Source organism: Methanosarcina sp. 1.H.A.2.2 (genome assembly GCF_000979975.1).
Lineage (GTDB): Archaea > Halobacteriota > Methanosarcinia > Methanosarcinales > Methanosarcinaceae > Methanosarcina.
The window spans coordinates 21,954-37,559 of sequence record NZ_JJQL01000003.1 but is presented as its reverse complement, the minus strand read 5'-3'; the positions used below and the strand labels follow the sequence as shown (position 1 = coordinate 37,559).

Below are 15,606 nucleotides of genomic sequence, written 5' to 3'. Positions count from 1 at the left end.
TGAAATGTGTCCTCATGAAAAGGAATAAATCATAAACTAAAAATTTTGATCGAGAATATTGATGCAAATTAACCAATAGTGGCCGTTTATTAATTTTATATTTCTCATAAAAGTGTTAAGAAAAAGGTCTATAATATCTTAATAACATGCCAACAAATGAAATAATCAGTTTTACTCGATATAATTAAAAAAGTTTAGTGCGAGAGGTGCGATTCGAACGCACGAACTCCTACAAGACTGGACTCTGAATCCAGCGCCTTTGACCTGGCTGGGCAACTCTCGCATGATGTACTTTGCGTTGTTCAGCAGCACATAGTAGTATTCTTTGTTCTTAAACTTTTTCCTTGAATGCATTCTCAGAGGGTGAAAAATCCCTCTAACCGGGAAAATATATTTATTTTTCTGGCATTCCCTCACCAATAATAGGGAAAATTGATGAAATATTATCTCATCAATTTCAGGATAAGGGCTTTCTGGGCATGCAGGCGGTTTTCTGCCTCTTCGAAGATTACAGAGTTCGGGCCGTCCATGACCTCATCCGTAATTTCCAGGCCTCTTCGTGCAGGCAGGCAGTGCATTACTAGTACGTCCGGCTTTGCAACTCCAAGGAGTTCGGTATTGATCTGGAACCTGGTAAAGTCCTTCAGGCGCTTTTCCTGTTCGGCTTCGTCACCCATGGAGACCCAGACATCCGTATAGATAATGTCAGCATCCTTTGCGGCAGCTTTCGGGTCATCTGTGATTGTGAACTTGCCTCCCAGAGCTTTTGCCTGTTCAAGGAACTCGGCTTTTGGCTCATAGCCTTTCGGGCAGGCAACGACAAACTCCATTCCCATGATAGCCGAACCCAGTAGGGCAGAGTTGCAGACATTGTTTCCGTCTCCTACCCAGGCGAATTTCAGGCCTTCGAACTTTTTCTTGAACTCCAGGATGGTCATGAAGTCGCCAAGGATCTGGCAGGGATGCTCCCTGTCTGAGAGGGCATTGATCACGGGCAAGTTTGAGTATTTTGCAAGCTTCTCCACAGTATCGTGGCTGATTACTCTGGCCATGATTCCGTGCAGGTACCCGGAAAGGGTTCTTGCGGTGTCCTCAATGGTTTCACCTCTACCTATCTGGATATCCCTGAAATTCAGGTAGAGAGAATGTCCCCCGAAATCGGTCATTGCAACCTCAAAGGAAACTCTGGTCCTTGTTGATGACTTCTCAAAAATCATCCCAAGGCTTTTGTTCTTAAGGTACTCTGTGTTTTCTCCTGCCTTACGCTTTGCTTTCAGGTCCACGGCCGATTCAAGGAGTTCGTAGATCTCCTCCCGGGACAGGTCCGTTATAGAAAGTACATCTTTCTTCATAGTCTCAAACCCCGAATTATTTCTGGCTGAATTTAAACTTTATAAGAAGAAGCGTTAAACCCCCGGTTTAGCCTGAGGGATATAAGCGTCAACTTCCACAAGATTCGTTTCGTTATCCTTTGACTTGATATGCATCGAAACCAATATAATATTAAGCAATGGTTACGAGAACCAAGTGGCCAATGCAATATATGTTCACCTTCAGACTCACAGATCATGGAAAATACACCGTCTCTAGCTTGAAACCAGATAAAGCCGAAACAAGCGACGGAGCGGGACATAGTAGGGCAGGGACTGCCCGAATTAATGCCTTTGGAGATTCCGGAAGGTAGTCTATGAATTAGGAAGCCCGTTAAATCTTTAGATTTAGCGGGCAGTTCACATTATTGCATAGTAATTATTTACACGCGCTACTCCTGCATAGTGTTTTAAACAGTTAGCCTCTAATTTCTTTCATATGGTCAATTCTTCTCTGGATAAGACCGGCAGTGCCTATATCTTTCCGGAAGAAAAGTTTGCCCCGAATATTTTCAAGAGCGTTCTGGGCGATTTTTTCTGCAGCCTCTATTGTTTCGGCACACCCGACGACAGCAACGGCACGGGAACCGGTAGTGTAAATTTTCCCCTCTTTTTCATACACGCTTGCATAGTAGACTGAAGCCTCTCCTATATCTCCTACAACTACTTCGCTGTCTTTTTCAGGGTTATCCGGGTAGCCTGCGGGAACTGCGTACTTGCAGACTGTCGCTTTCCTGCTGAACTTTACAGGCAGGCTTTCGAGGGTTCCTTTTACCACAGCAGACATAATTTCTACAAAATCAGTCTCGATAAGAGGGATAACATTCATGGCTTCAGGGTCTCCGAACCGTGCATTGAACTCCACGACTTTGGGGCCGCTTGCCGTCAGGATAAACTGCCCGTAAAGAATGCCCTGGTACCCTGTCCCTGTTTCCTCATACAGCGCTGTTACGGTATGCTGCATAATCTTTTTTGCTTTCTCAAGGTCTTCAGAAAGCATGAAAGGAAGGATTTCTCCTGCATCGGTGTATGAGCCCATACCGCCTGTATTCGGTCCGAGGTCTCCTTCATAAGCTCTCTTATGGTCCTGCACTGCAGGGAAAAAAGCAAGGTTTTTTCCGTCCACAAAAGCCTGGAGGGTAAATTCCTCTCCTATGAAACGTTCCTCAATAACCACAGACCCTTTTTCCAGAAGCTCGCTTGTATATTCCCTGGCAGCTTTGAGGTCAGGGAGCTGGTCACCCATCACCTTTACGCCTTTACCGCCTGTAAGCCCGGAGGGCTTGACTGCAACATCGCCCAGCTTTTCGATGAAAGCATGTGCAGGAACCTCATCCGTGAAAACTTCATAGGCAGGGCAGCCTTCGATTCCATATTTCTTCATGAAGTTTCTTGCCCATGCCTTATCAAACTCAATAACTGCACAGGCTTTTCTAGGACCTACAACAGGGATCCCGGCTTCCCAGAGGGCATCTGCAACTCCTGCTGCAAGCGGAGCTTCAGGACCCACAAAAGCCATCTCAATGTTCCTGGCTTTTGCATATTCAACAATTTTTACAACCTCGGTTTCCTTTTCAAGCAGGAAATCCTCACAGAGTGAGGCAATTCCGGGGTTTTTCTTTGCCATTAACGCATAAAGGCTGGGGTTATGCTTGCTTTTCTTAATTCCTTCGGCAATTGCGTGTTCCCTTCCGCCGCCACCGATAAGCAAAATCTTCATTTTCATTCTCCTTGTTCAAAAAAAATTATTTTTTAATCTGAAATTTGTTCTTGATACCTGATGAGGAAATACAGTGAAGAAAAGGTGATGGATTATTAGGCTCGCAATACCTTTCTTTCTATTTCAAAAGCATTTTTATCTTTATAATCGATATTTTTAATCAACAATACAATAAAGGATTCCCTAATTCTCTATTTCTTCTGATAAATATCTTCTCATTGTTAAGCTTCAAATCCCGAGTTTCGCCGCTCGAATTGCGCCTCGCCCGAATTGCGCGGGGGGATCACAGGAAATCGAAAATTTTCTGGGAGTTGCACTGCAAGTGCAACAGTACGCGGTCCTTTTCGCTGCGCTCAAGAGGACTAATTTATGGGTTTTAGCAGTGAACTGCGCTCAAGAGGACTTAATTCGAAATATTGGTGGAGCTTTTTATCACTTTGGGGAGTGTGGAAAATCAAGAATGCCCCGTCCTTTACAGGCTATCCGACAATTCCCTTCAATAGCACCCAAAATCATTCTTTTTCTATTTAAAAGCTTTAAATACCTCTTTTTAAACACGTTTTGCTCAAAAGATAATCCTGAGTAGTCATACTTTAAGTGCATTTAACCAAAAACAAGAGTAGACTTTCAAACGAAGAGATTTCAAAAAAGATTGAAACGCGCTCTTTCTTATTTTGAAGGGCCGCCAGACAAGCTGGCGGGAGCACTTTATAATTTTTTGATTGAAAAACAGTTTCCGGATAAAGGGAAGTATCTCTCGTGCAAGGTAAGATATTTCTCTATAGCATTCAGTCTCTATAAATAGTATTATTATAAGTTGAACAGTTGTTTTTCTGGCTGACAGGCTGAACGCAACCGAATGAGGTTCAGGAAAGTGCTCCAGCACTTCCCTTACTTAAACAGGGCATTCCTTACTTTAACAGATCATTCCTTACTTTAACAGATCATTCCTTACTTTAACAGATCATTCCTTACTTTAACAGATCATTCCTTACTTTAACAGGTCACTCGCACTTACCAGAGGCACAAGTTCGGCATCTACTTCATTCAGTTTTTCCCTTGCTCCTTCTTCCCTGTCCACTACGGTGATTACGTATTTAACACGGGCTCCGGTCTCCCTGACTACCTCGATCGCGTCCCTGACCGAGCCCCCGCTGGTTGTTACGTCTTCGAGCATTACAAGCCTGTCTTCCGGTTTAAGCTCGCCTACGAACCTGCTTTTTGTGCCGTAGTCCTTGACAGATTTCCTTACAATCAGCAGGGGAAGCTCAGTTTCGAGGGAAACCGCGGTTGCCAGAGGGACGCCTCCGAGTTCCACACCTGCAACTGTGTCCACATCCATTTCCTTTACTCTGAGGGCTGCCTGCCTGGCAATAATTTTCAGGGTTTTGGGATCGGTGCTGGCTTTCTTAATATCGATGTAATACTTGCTTTTCTTTCCCGAGGCGAGCGTGAAGTCCCCGTAGCGGACAGCTCCGCAGGCTTTCAGGGCTGCGATCAGTTCCTGTTTTTGTGATTCAAATTCATTTCCTGTTTCTGGTTTTGATTGACTCATTATCTCACCGGTGTTTGCAGCCTTATTAGCGCGATAAATATTTTTTAAGTTTTTTCCTGTGGTTTATTCTCAGTCGTTATACAGGGTTTTTCTCATCTTTTTATGCAATATTTTCCTTACAGGGCCTTCATAAATTTTCCAAGGATATTTCACCAGGGTTCTTTTTTCACACCTATAATGTATCCGATTATGTTTGTCGTAAGATGGAGCAGAGGCGTCATTATGAGGACAGTAAGCATGATTCCTGTGGTGAAATTGTTCACGAACCATTCAGGAGCTGCAAGGTATGTAAAAACCCAGGCCCCCACAACAAAGTCCAGCTGGTCTACAAGAGGCAGGGACGCTCCCCTTTTCAGGCCCATCCTGCGCTTGAAAAAGCTCTTGAACATATCTCCGAACAGGGCGCCTGAGGCAAGGGCGAGAACAACTTTCAACGCGCTTGCATAGTCCGGACCAAAGCCGGGCATTTCAATTCCCATAATCTCAAAGCCATTCATACTCAGCCAGATCTCAATGCATCCTGCAAGAAACCCGCAAAATATGCCTGAAAAGAGCCCTCTATAGGTCTTTCCGTCTCCCAGAATCCTTTTCCCGTCCTTATACGTCCTGCCTCCGTCAATAGGCTTTCCGCCCCCAAAGACGGCTGCGAAGGGATTGGGAAGGTATGCAGGAATCATCAGCCAGAATGCCTTGATTATCAGCTCTATCGTAGTATCAACTCTCTAATAACTCTCTAATAACTCTCTAATTTCCGGTTCATTCTTTCCTAAGGCAGAAGTTAACTTCCTTCCATATCCTTATCCTTTTTATTTATTTGTATGACTTGTTTACAAAGTAAGCCAGATAATTATTTTCCGCTTTCCTCTCCCCGTATTCTTCAACTTTTTTTAGGTACTTTTAAATAATGTGCTTAAGTAAATATTAATTCCTATTTAATGGTATTTATTTTATAAAGTAATATTTTATATCACATTTTTCAAGGTTTTTTATGAAGCCACTCAACAATATTCTCACAGTTCGCAGCACCATGCTTGCCACGGTCTTTGTCCTGGTGCTGCTCGCAGCTCTGATAACAATGGGTCTTTTAACCCCTTTTATCTTGAGGATCAGTACAGGAGAAGAGATCCTTCTCGATGCTGCATATTTTAACCTGCGTGCAGCCCTGCCCACCCTTGCTCTGGTCATGCTGCTGACCCTGTGTCTTCTCCTAAGAAGCGCAGGGAGAAAGGAGGCTCTGCTTGTCCTCGGGCTTGGAACTGTCGGTTCTGTGCTCTCGGTTATTTTTTCCCCCTTCTCAAGCCTGCCTCTTGACCTCGCATTTCCACTCCTTGCAGCAGCCTTTTTTGCGGTTGTGTACAGGCTGCTTTCTTTGCGGGAAAAGACCCTGAAAGGGACTCTACGGGGGGCTGGCTCCCATATTATCCACCTCGGGGCAGTCCTGCTTCTGGTTGGCATCCTCTTCAGCACGAACATGAATCTTGAAGATTCTGCTGTTGTCCCCCAGGGAGGAGTGGGCACTTTTAAATCTATGGGTTACAGCGTTCATGTTACCAACATCACATCGGGAATTGAAGGGGCTCCCTACGGGGGCTATCCTGGTTCGGCTTACGTGAGTACCGTATATTTTGATGTGTACAGGTGGGGCCAGCCTTTTGACCGCGGACAGGTCAGGTATATAAGTGATTTCAAGTGGGAACAGTCCTACACCGAGACCTATATTCACAGAGGGCTTCTGGAAGAACTGTTTATCGCTCCAAAATCCGTGGATACAAAAGCCCGGACCGTGGAACTTTATGTCCGGAAGGTGCCTTTCATGACCGCTCTCTGGGGTGGGTTTTATCTGATGGTGCTGGGCGTCCTGATACTCTTCCTCTCGGATTCCCTCCTGAGAGAAAAAGGTGCCTCAGGAGATGATCTTCCGGGAAACCGTTCATCTGAAAGAAGCTCTCAGGGAAATGAAACTAAAAATGATAATCGAAAGAAGCGAGTTAGTAAAAAAAATGTATGAGACGGGTGTGCAGATGGTGATCGTATGAATACTGGAATGGGGCTCATCTGGATAGCGGGAGCTTCCGGACTGCTTGCTTTTTTAACTTCCCTGTTTTCCTTCTTCAGGCAGGACCGGAAATTTATGGTCCTTTCCGAAAAGCTGGAACTTGCAGGAGGGGCGGGAATAGTGATCGCGATATTCCTGCTTGTCTACCACCTGCTTGGTGTGGACACGGAATACAGTTATGTCTTTCAGCACTCCAGCACTGACCTTGCCTGGCACTACAGATTTTCGGCGCTCTGGGCAGGACAGGAAGGGTCATTTTTGATCTGGACAGGTTTTATCTTCATAATGCTTGCAATAACGCGTTTTACAGGCACTGGGAAAATTCTCCGGGAGACAAATCTCTTTGCCCTTATGAGATCGGTTTCACTTTTTGTAGCCTCTGTATTCCTGCTACTTCTGGCGTTGAAAAACCCTTTTTCAATGTATTATCTAACAGGTGCAGGAATACCTGAAGTTACAAACTGGAACCTCTTAGTGGAACCTTTCGTTGTTTCTTACGGACAGGGCATGAACCCTCTGCTCAGGAACCTCTGGATGGCTATCCACCCCCCTCTGCTGTTTCTCGGCTATGCAGCTTTCACCCTCCCTTTCTCTGCTGCAATTGCAGGCCTTGCCCTCAAGGACAACAGGTGGTCCGAACTTGCAACAGGCTGGATGCGCGTTTCCTGGCTCTTCCTTACACTTGGGATCGGATTCGGAGCATTCTGGGCATATGAAGTGCTTGGCTGGGGTGCCTGGTACTGGACCTGGGACCCTGTAGAAACTTCTTCCCTGATTCCCTGGCTTACGGCAACAGCTTATCTGCATGCAAAGCTCAGGGTCCGGCAGGGAGAATATGGTTTTATGCTCCCGATGCTTGCACTTGTCTCTTTTATCCTGGTCATTTTCTCGACCTTTGTCACAAGAAGCGGGCTGTGGGTATCGGTGCATTCCTGGCAGGACTTCACAACAGAAGGGATGATAATTGCTTTCTTCCTGCTTGTCCTTACAGGTTCAAGCACAGTTCTTCTTGCCAGGAAGTATTTTGGCGAGGAATAAATTTAGGAGCGTCTAAGGCTAATCCCTGTCATTTTAATGGCGGGATACAGCCGTCAACTCTTCAATAATACGCTTATTGGCAACGTTTTTAAACTTTCAAACCTATACTCTATTGTCAAGTTTTGTTCTGGAAGCTGTGAATGCTACAGAAGTCGCTTGACTTTGCTCTGAACTTAAACTATGAGGTTCTATAGAGGAGTTCTATAGGTAAAAGTTTGAACGGTGTTGGCGAGACAAACATTATTTGCTCTAGGGCGGTATAGCATAGGTGCAATCCCTTAGATGCCTGCCAATTCATTGTCGGGAGCCGTCACATTCCCAAAAAGCTCTTTATATATTTTTTCAGAACTTTTTAATCTGGGTAATTTTTCCTTGTATATGGAAATGCTTTATAATCCGTTATTTTTCTATAATAGTAATTTGTTATCTATCTACAATGTAATTTGTTATCTATCTACAGGGTTCTTAATATCCTCAAATGCCTGACTGCAGAAATCTGGGCAGGTATTTATATATCTAGAGTTAGGTCAGATGCCTGTAATCCATAATACTCAATAGTTACCCATGCGTCTTCGGTTAAGTGATGAATCGTGATAAATTGCCTCCACTTCCACAACATTTGTCAAATATTTGATTCAATTGGAGGCCGGAACAAGGTATCGATTTCATGTAATTATGCCAAAACTTAAGGCTGGCTTCCAGTACAAAATCGATAGCTTTAGGGCAAGAAAATTCCTTAACCGATGACCAATGAATAGTTACCTAACCTGAAACCGTCTACATTATAATACTGGGATTGCCTCATCTGGTAGATATTTACTTTCAGGTTGTATCTGCCAGTGCCCTAGCATGGCTTCTCAGGGGGTAATAATTCTCAAGACTGTAAATTCGTTATATCAGAAAGTAAAATCCATAACCTTTGAATTCCTTAATACTTATGGTTATGAAAACTTTAAGTCCTTTGTAGAAGCTCTATGGAAATCTATTAATTATTTTAGAGAATTTCATGTTCTACTTTCCGGAAACTTCAGAATTTGCTTGGGATTTTCCAATATCACAGAAGAACTATAGAATCTGGAATGTTTTCATCCCAGGCAAAAAGGTGCGTGAAAAATGATAGAAAGTGTACTCTGGCTCGCAGTTGGGTTAATGATTGCGTCATCCGTTATCCCCAGAACCTCAAGAGTTCATAAACTGGTAGGGGGTATAGGGTGGGGTGTTTTTTCCATCCATTGGGGTTACCAGCCTCTCCACTACATTGAGACCCTGGACTATGCCAATGTGGGCCTTACATTTGTATTTGCCCTGTTCTGCTTACTTATGGCATATATCATGTTTAGGGAGTACAGGGAAGGCCCTCTCCTTATAAAAAAGAATAGAGAAGTGATGCACTCGGAAGTTTCAACTCAGATTGCGGGAGATTCCCTTGACATAACTTCAATGATTACAAGTGCAAGTGCCCTTGGTGCTCTTGTTTATTTCCCGTTTGCAAATTTCTCTTCCCTGAACACCTGGATAATTGGCAACGTTACCTCACAGGTTATCTGGGTTCTTCAGTACTTCGATATCCCGGCATACATGAAAGCATGGAATATGATAACCCTTAATGGGTATACGGTTGAGATTATCCTGGCCTGTACTGCAATTGAAAGCATTGCTCTTTTTATGGGGCTAATAGGTGCGGTTAAAGCTCCCCTGAATCGTCTGGTCATGGCTTTCATCGTATCCGTACCTGTGATCTATGTGCTCAACCTTATCAGGGATATTTTTGTGGTTGTAGCTTATGGAGAACAGTGGTTTGGTGCTGATAGTTTCATAATTGCCCACAACTACATTGCAAAGGCAGGGTCAGGGATCGCTCTCTTTGCAATTTCATATGCAGTACTCAAGATTCTGCCTGAGTTGCTGGGAATGATCGACGGCCTTTGGGTCATACTTTCCGAAGAATTGAAATATCTTCTGCATAGATTTGCTGGGGAATGAGATCAATGATCGCAAAAGGATCTGAACCCTGGCTTTTTACAGCTGCGTCTGTAACTGCCCTGTTTGCAATTCTCTCAAGGGCAACGAATAGTTTACCCTTTCTTAATCATGCAGCTTATATGGGGATGGCATTAACTTTCTTTATGGTTATCTTTTTCAGGGATCCCGAAAGAAAGGTAGAAGTCTCTGACGCTTATATGATCTCCCCTGCCGATGGTACGATTATCGATATCAGGGACAGGAAAATCTGCATTTTTATGTTCCTTCAGAATGTACATGTAAACAGAGCTCCGATTTCCGGACGAATCAGGGAAATTACCTACAAGAAAGGTGGTTATCTCCCTGCTTTTTGTAAGGATTCGGAAAGGAATGAAAGAAACGAGTTCCTTATCCATAGCAAGTACGGGGATGTACAGGTCACACAGATTGCAGGCACCATCGCCCGCAGAATTGTCACATATTCAAATGTGAATGACACTGTCGAACAGGGTCAGCGTATCGGAATGATCCGTTTTGGGTCCAGAGTCGACGTAACAATTCCTCATGATTTCGACATTACAGTTTGTAAAGGGGAGCGGGTACTTGCAGGCAAGACCGTTATAGCAACAATAAAAAATGACAGGGACTTTTGAATATGAACGTATTTCAAATGTTAAGACTCCCGGACCTGGTCTCTCTTTTGAACCTGATCTGCGGGATTGGCTCCATTGCAGTAGCTGCCCAGAGTAACTCTTTTGGCTTTGCTTTGATCTTACTCCTGATTGCGGCAGTTGCAGATGGGGCGGACGGATACATTGCTCGCAGATTCAAAGGGGGAGAACTCGGGGAGCAACTTGACTCCCTGGCAGATACAGTCTCTTTTGGGGTTGCCCCTGCTCTTCTCATATTCCTGGAATTCGGGGAAAACGAACCTCTTGTCGCGATATTTGCAGTTTTTTATGCTGTATGTGGTGTGCTCAGGCTCGCTCGTTTTAATTCTACGATATCTACCCCGAAGACAGGATTTGAAGGGCTTCCTATCACCGCAGGCTGCATTATGCTGGTTACGTACCTTTTGCTTGGCGAAAGTATCGTGAGGATAGATTTCCTGCTGGCTCTGACTCTTGCTCTTTCTATCCTTATGGTGAGTTCCGTAAATTATCCGAAGATAAGGAATATCAAGGTCCTGGCTTTCGTAGCTGCGGTTTTCGGGATAACTGGTTTTCTGTACTTTATTGATCTCCAGTATATGCGGTTTTTTTCTTTCCTGCCCTTTATTCTGATGTTGACCTACCTGTTTTCTCCTTTCTTGAAGATCCCTCTGATTAGCGCTGTTAGCAGTAAAGATTACGGGAACAAAAAGGGACTGAAAGCCGGAGGGCGGAAAGAAAAGCATTAAAGCCAGTTCAAAGGTTACTATACAAAGATTACTATAGTTTCTCACTGGCACATTGAATTAACAAGGAGAAGTTTATTTGACCGGAAACAAAATAACCGATAGGGATAACGCATTCTTCGAATCAGGAATAAAACTGGGAGCTCTCTACCATCAATTTACGGGGTCTCCAGTAAACCTTAAAACAGTTTCGAGCCTTGAGCAGGCTATCCAGGAAAGCATTTCAGTTCAGCCTTTTGTGGAAAGCATTTCCGTGAAAATCGACCGGGATCTCTTAAAAAGTAAGTTAAACAGTGAGTTCGGATACACCGAACTTCAGGGACCCATGCTTGAAGTTAAAATCACTGTAAAATACGGCTCTTCAAGGGTGAAAGTTGCGATGGAATTCGATTCTGAACTGAATTATCCATTGATGAAAATTGAGGATATCGAATAAAATTAAGGGCCAAATAAACTTAAAAAATTGAAGAAACTTAAGAATTTAAATGCCTAAAAAAATTAAATATTTAATTTAAGGGAATCAGGGGTTTTTAAACCTCTTTTTTTGAAATTTCAAAAGCCCTGACTACCTTTTCATTCTGTTCAGGGGTGCCGACCGTTACCCTGATAAAAGAATCTCCAGCTTCCCTGAAAGAATCACATGAGCGCACGATTATTCCTTTCATCATAAGGCTTTCCGTGATCTTTTTTGCTTTCAAAGGAGCAACATCTACAAGTACGAAGTTTGCCTGTGAAGGATAAACCGTAAATGGGATCTTTTTTATCAGGTATTCTCTGCCTTCCCTTGCAAGATTTATGCTTTTACTCAGGTGGTCTGTATCCGAAAGTGCGGCTACTCCTGCCCTTAAAGCCGGGAGGCTTACCGAAAATGGGGTGGCTGCCCTTGAATACTCCTTTACAAGCCATTCAGGCATTATCCCATAGCCCAGACGCAGCCCTGCAAGCCCGAATACCTTGGAAAAGGTTCTTCCAATTGCAAGGTTGTCATATTCCCTTACAAGCCCTGCAAGGTTCCCGTCCGCAAATTCAACATACGCTTCGTCCACAAACACAAGGGCGTGGGTATTTTCAACGATTTTCCTCAGGTCAGCTTCGGGAAGGAGGTTGCCTGAAGGATTGTTTGGGGAGCAGAGGAAAATAATCTTTGTCCGGGAAGATACGGCTTCAAGGACCTTTTCAGGGTCCAGGGAAAAGTCGGGGTTCCGCCTGACAAATATTGGTTTTCCACCGCAGGCTCTGGCAGGCAATTCGTAATATGCAAAGGTCGGGGTAGGGATAATAACCTCGTCTCCCTTTTCAATGATTATCCTGCAAAGCCCATCTAGAAGCCCATCCATTCCGGGTCCGGAGGCGACAATGTTTGATACAGGAAAACCTGTGTATTTAGAGAGGGCTTCTCTCAGTTCCCGTGCATCTGCTGAAGGGTAGATATTTGCTCCTGGGGCTGCCTCTACAAGAGCCTGGACAGCTCTCGGGGAGGGACCCAGGGGGTTTTCGTTTGAGCCCAGTTTGATAATCGATCTGGGATTAAGCCCGTAAGCCGAAGCTATCTCTTCTATGGACTTTCCGGGAACGTACTCTGCAATATCAAAGATTTCTTTTTTTATCAGTTCAGGCCTGCTCAAGAACATCAACTACCGTATCGATCTGCTCTTTCGTAATCACAAGTGGAGGGACAAGGCGGAGTACTGAGTCCGAGGTGCAGTTTACAAGCACGCCGTGTTCCCTTGCAAAGTCTACAAATTTGCCGCAGGGGTACTTGATTTCAACTCCTATCATAAGCCCTTTCCCGCGGACTTCCACAACATCGTCCCTTGCCATGTCTGAGAGCTTTTCCATGAAATAAGCTCCCATTTCCTTTGAGCGCTCCAGAAGCTTTTCTTCCTTTATTGCCTGGATAGAAGCAAGAGCTGCCGCACAGACAAGAGGCCCGCCTCCGAAGGTAGAAGCATGCTGTCCGCGCCCGAAACTTAGCCCGTTACGAGCTGCAATGGCACCCATGGGGAGCCCTCCTCCTAAGGCTTTTGCCATGCTCATAATGTCAGGCTCGACTCCGAATTGCTCTTTGCAGAACCAGGTCCCTGTCCTTCCAAATCCGGTTTGCACTTCATCAAAGATAAGGAGGGTGCCGGTTTCATCACAGATCTCCCTTACTTCTTTTAAGTATCCGGGGTCCGGTATGTTTACCCCGCCTTCACCCTGAATGGGCTCAAGGATCACTGCTGCGGTATTTTCATTAATTGCCTGCCTGATGGCGTTGGCATCGGAATATGGAACAAATGTAGTCTCTGAACTGACAGGCGGCATGAAGGGGTCCCTGTACATGCTTTTGTGGGTCACGCTGAGGGCTCCTATAGTCCTGCCGTGGAAGGAGTGTTCGGCTGCTACAAAGGCGCCTTTTCCCGAAGCCACGCGAGCCAGTTTCATTGCAGCTTCTACGGATTCAGCTCCAGAGTTACAGAAAAAGACGCGCTCCATGCCTGTAATCGAGGCAAGGGTTTCCGCAAATTCTGCCTGGATTTCAGTATAATAGAGATTGGAAACATGAATCAGTTTTTCAGCCTGTGCCTGGATTGCTTTAACAACTGTCGGGTGGCAGTGCCCTACATTGTTTACCGCGATGCCTGCCACGCAGTCGATATACTCTTTTCCGTAAATATCCTGGACAACCGCTCCCTTACCCTTTGAAAGCACAAGGGGCTGGTGTCCATAAGTCTGCATTACATACTTTGAGTCTTTTTCTATAACGGAATTGTACCTTGCCTGCAGGTCGCCGGATTCAATAATGTTTTCTGTCAAGTGAATTCCTTTCCTTGAATTTGTGATCATAAGCTTATTTTAAAGTTTAACCTTGAAAATTTATCTGAGTATTTAATTAGTGTTTCAGCGGTATTTATTATCTTAATGGACTGCTGATTTCTAAAGGACTTTATCTCTGGATTTTATAATTTCCTGATTAACTAATTTCTCAGTTTAAATTTTTCCCCTACCTTCACCAAAAACCAGATTATTCCCCGATTCCCTAAGAATCCCTGATTCCCTAAGAATATTACTGACTATTTGCTGCTCTCTCTGAAAAAAGAAAATTTTCTGCATTATTTTTTCCATGTTCTATGGAATTTTCCTGCATAAGAACAAAATCAGGCTTCACAGAATGATTCAATGTTTCAGGAGCAGCCTATCTGAAAAAATTCTGAGTCGAAGAATTCTGGATTCAGGAGCTTCGGACGTAAGCCGGAATTATGATCAGCTCTGGTGTTCTCCGGCTTCATGTCTTCTTCTTAATCTTCTCACTCCTCCAGTGCGCCGGGTCCTTCCTAACGCCGTGGTCCTGGCAGAAATTCCTTCCCTGCCTGGTACAAAGCCGTTTTTAGCTTTTGCACTGGTTTTTATGAGTGAATCTATCTCAATTATGTCCAGAGCTTTCAGAAGCCCATCTTGAGGTAAAGCTTCCTTTGTTTCTCTTGGAATCACTTTCCCTAAAGCGTTAACATCTGCAAGAACTGGCTTTTCTCCAGCTTCCCGTAAGAAAGATACTCCCGATGGTGCCTTTATCGTACCGTCTACCCTTGCGTTTTCATGCAACAAGACGGACTCGGCTTTTATTCCCCCAAAGACTCTGGTGTTACGGCCAATATGTACCTGTCCTTTTGAAGATAGATTCCCATAGATAGTGCTGCTTTCTCCTATGCTGATCTTACCCTCGGAATAAACGCTTCCCTTCAGGATCAGGTCTTTTCCGGTTTCGACAGATTGTGCCCTTAAATTTCCTATTAGATAACAGTTGCTTCCGATAACCGCGTCTCCACCAACTTCAATGGCTTCAGGAGCTATTTTTGTGCCTGTGGGTATGATAAGTATTTTTTCAGCGGGCTCCTTCCCATCAGACTCCAGGTCCTCTTCGGAGTCGTCAAAAAGCTCTTCAAGGGCTTTTTCTACTTCCTCTCCCTTTCCAAGGCGCATCATCTCTCTGATGTACAGAAACAAAAATATGATTACAGGGACCGGGTTCCTGACAACTATCCAGCCTTTGGCTTCAAACCCGCCTTTGATTTTGACTTCCTTTCCTACGTCCAGGTCCCCTTCGACGGTTAGTTTTCCATCAATGGAAACGAATTCTCCTAGATAGGCGTTTCTGCCGACTTCTACCCTGCCCCCCATTTTTGACCACATGTCAATCCTGGCATCAGAGCACGCTATCACGTCTCCGGAAACTGCAACCCCTTCTCCCATAATGACCATATCTCCAGATATGCCGTACTGGATACTGGAGTGGTTGCCGATAATAACGTCTCCCTCAACTATAATCCTGTTTGTTTCTATTCTGGTATTATCGGGAACCAGAAGATGCTTTAGGATCTGCTCGGGCTCTGAGATACTTTCACTCTCCGGGGAAACTGTTTTCTGTTATCTGGTGTAGGTTTCAGAGTGTGGTTTTTAAAACCACGGTGCTGAAAATACAATTATTTATTTTGCGAGTAGTATTCATTCAAAAATAACTATCTATGA

13 protein-coding genes and 1 tRNA gene are annotated in these 15,606 nt (G+C 44.4%); 6 read left to right on the top strand and 8 right to left on the bottom strand.

Annotation, left to right across the window (positions count from 1 at the left end; translation table 11 throughout):
- Positions 1-198 precede the first annotated feature (198 nt).
- The 5 genes from EO93_RS00370 to EO93_RS00345 all read right to left on the bottom strand — a co-directional run bounded on the left by EO93_RS00370 (position 199) and on the right by EO93_RS00345 (position 5,322).
- A tRNA-Leu gene (locus EO93_RS00370) sits at positions 199-283 on the bottom strand.
- Positions 284-443: 160 nt separating this feature from the next.
- Positions 444-1,352, bottom strand: coding sequence for an ornithine carbamoyltransferase (gene argF / locus EO93_RS00365; protein WP_048133836.1), 909 nt, complete (start codon positions 1,350-1,352; stop codon positions 444-446).
- Between the two features lie 436 nt (positions 1,353-1,788).
- Positions 1,789-3,090 carry a phosphoribosylamine--glycine ligase gene (purD, locus tag EO93_RS00360; RefSeq protein ID WP_048160504.1) on the bottom strand — a complete coding sequence of 434 codons (1,302 nt, stop codon included), beginning with the start codon at positions 3,088-3,090 and terminating at the stop codon, positions 1,789-1,791.
- A 991-nt stretch (positions 3,091-4,081) separates the two neighbouring features.
- Entirely contained in the window at positions 4,082-4,645 is a 564-nt protein-coding gene (pyrE, locus tag EO93_RS00350) for an orotate phosphoribosyltransferase (RefSeq protein ID WP_048160501.1), read from the bottom strand.
- A 149-nt stretch (positions 4,646-4,794) separates the two neighbouring features.
- Complete coding sequence (locus EO93_RS00345) at positions 4,795-5,322, bottom strand: CDP-2,3-bis-(O-geranylgeranyl)-sn-glycerol synthase (protein ID WP_048133829.1); 528 nt, start codon at positions 5,320-5,322, stop codon at positions 4,795-4,797.
- Positions 5,323-5,633: 311 nt separating this feature from the next.
- Here EO93_RS00345 and EO93_RS00340 point away from each other — a divergent pair, with 311 nt between their 5' ends.
- The 6 genes from EO93_RS00340 to EO93_RS00315 all read left to right on the top strand — a co-directional run bounded on the left by EO93_RS00340 (position 5,634) and on the right by EO93_RS00315 (position 11,533).
- Positions 5,634-6,653 carry a cytochrome c-type biogenesis CcmF C-terminal domain-containing protein gene (locus EO93_RS00340; protein ID WP_235284059.1) on the top strand — a complete coding sequence of 340 codons (1,020 nt, stop codon included), beginning with the start codon at positions 5,634-5,636 and terminating at the stop codon, positions 6,651-6,653.
- Between the two features lie 24 nt (positions 6,654-6,677).
- Complete coding sequence (ccsA, locus tag EO93_RS00335; RefSeq protein ID WP_048160499.1) at positions 6,678-7,739, top strand: cytochrome c biogenesis protein CcsA; 1,062 nt, start codon at positions 6,678-6,680, stop codon at positions 7,737-7,739.
- A 1,113-nt stretch (positions 7,740-8,852) separates the two neighbouring features.
- Complete coding sequence (gene artA / locus EO93_RS00330) at positions 8,853-9,722, top strand: archaeosortase A (protein WP_048132019.1); 870 nt, start codon at positions 8,853-8,855, stop codon at positions 9,720-9,722.
- Between the two features lie 5 nt (positions 9,723-9,727).
- Entirely contained in the window at positions 9,728-10,354 is a 627-nt protein-coding gene (locus EO93_RS00325; protein WP_048160497.1) for a phosphatidylserine decarboxylase, read from the top strand.
- Positions 10,355-10,356: 2 nt separating this feature from the next.
- Entirely contained in the window at positions 10,357-11,100 is a 744-nt protein-coding gene (locus EO93_RS00320; RefSeq protein WP_048160495.1) for an archaetidylserine synthase, read from the top strand.
- Positions 11,101-11,176: 76 nt separating this feature from the next.
- Positions 11,177-11,533: a dihydroneopterin aldolase family protein gene (locus EO93_RS00315; RefSeq protein WP_048160493.1), complete on the top strand. Its 357-nt coding sequence runs from the start codon at positions 11,177-11,179 to the stop codon at positions 11,531-11,533.
- Positions 11,534-11,627: 94 nt separating this feature from the next.
- Here the strand turns inward: EO93_RS00315 and hisC are convergent, their stop codons facing one another.
- The 3 genes from hisC to EO93_RS00300 form a co-directional block, all read right to left on the bottom strand.
- Positions 11,628-12,728, bottom strand: a complete 1,101-nt coding sequence (gene hisC / locus EO93_RS00310; RefSeq protein ID WP_048160491.1) for a histidinol-phosphate transaminase — start codon at positions 12,726-12,728, stop codon at positions 11,628-11,630.
- Positions 12,709-13,896 (bottom strand): acetylornithine transaminase, encoded by a 1,188-nt coding sequence (locus EO93_RS00305; RefSeq protein ID WP_048160527.1) that lies wholly within the window; start codon positions 13,894-13,896, stop codon positions 12,709-12,711. The genes hisC and EO93_RS00305 overlap by 20 nt, the downstream gene beginning before the upstream one ends.
- 447 nt (positions 13,897-14,343) lie before the next feature.
- The gene (locus tag EO93_RS00300; RefSeq protein WP_394297226.1) at positions 14,344-15,330 is read right to left on the bottom strand and encodes a hypothetical protein; all 987 of its coding nucleotides are present in this window, start codon (positions 15,328-15,330) and stop codon (positions 14,344-14,346) included.
- Positions 15,331-15,606 lie beyond the last annotated feature (276 nt).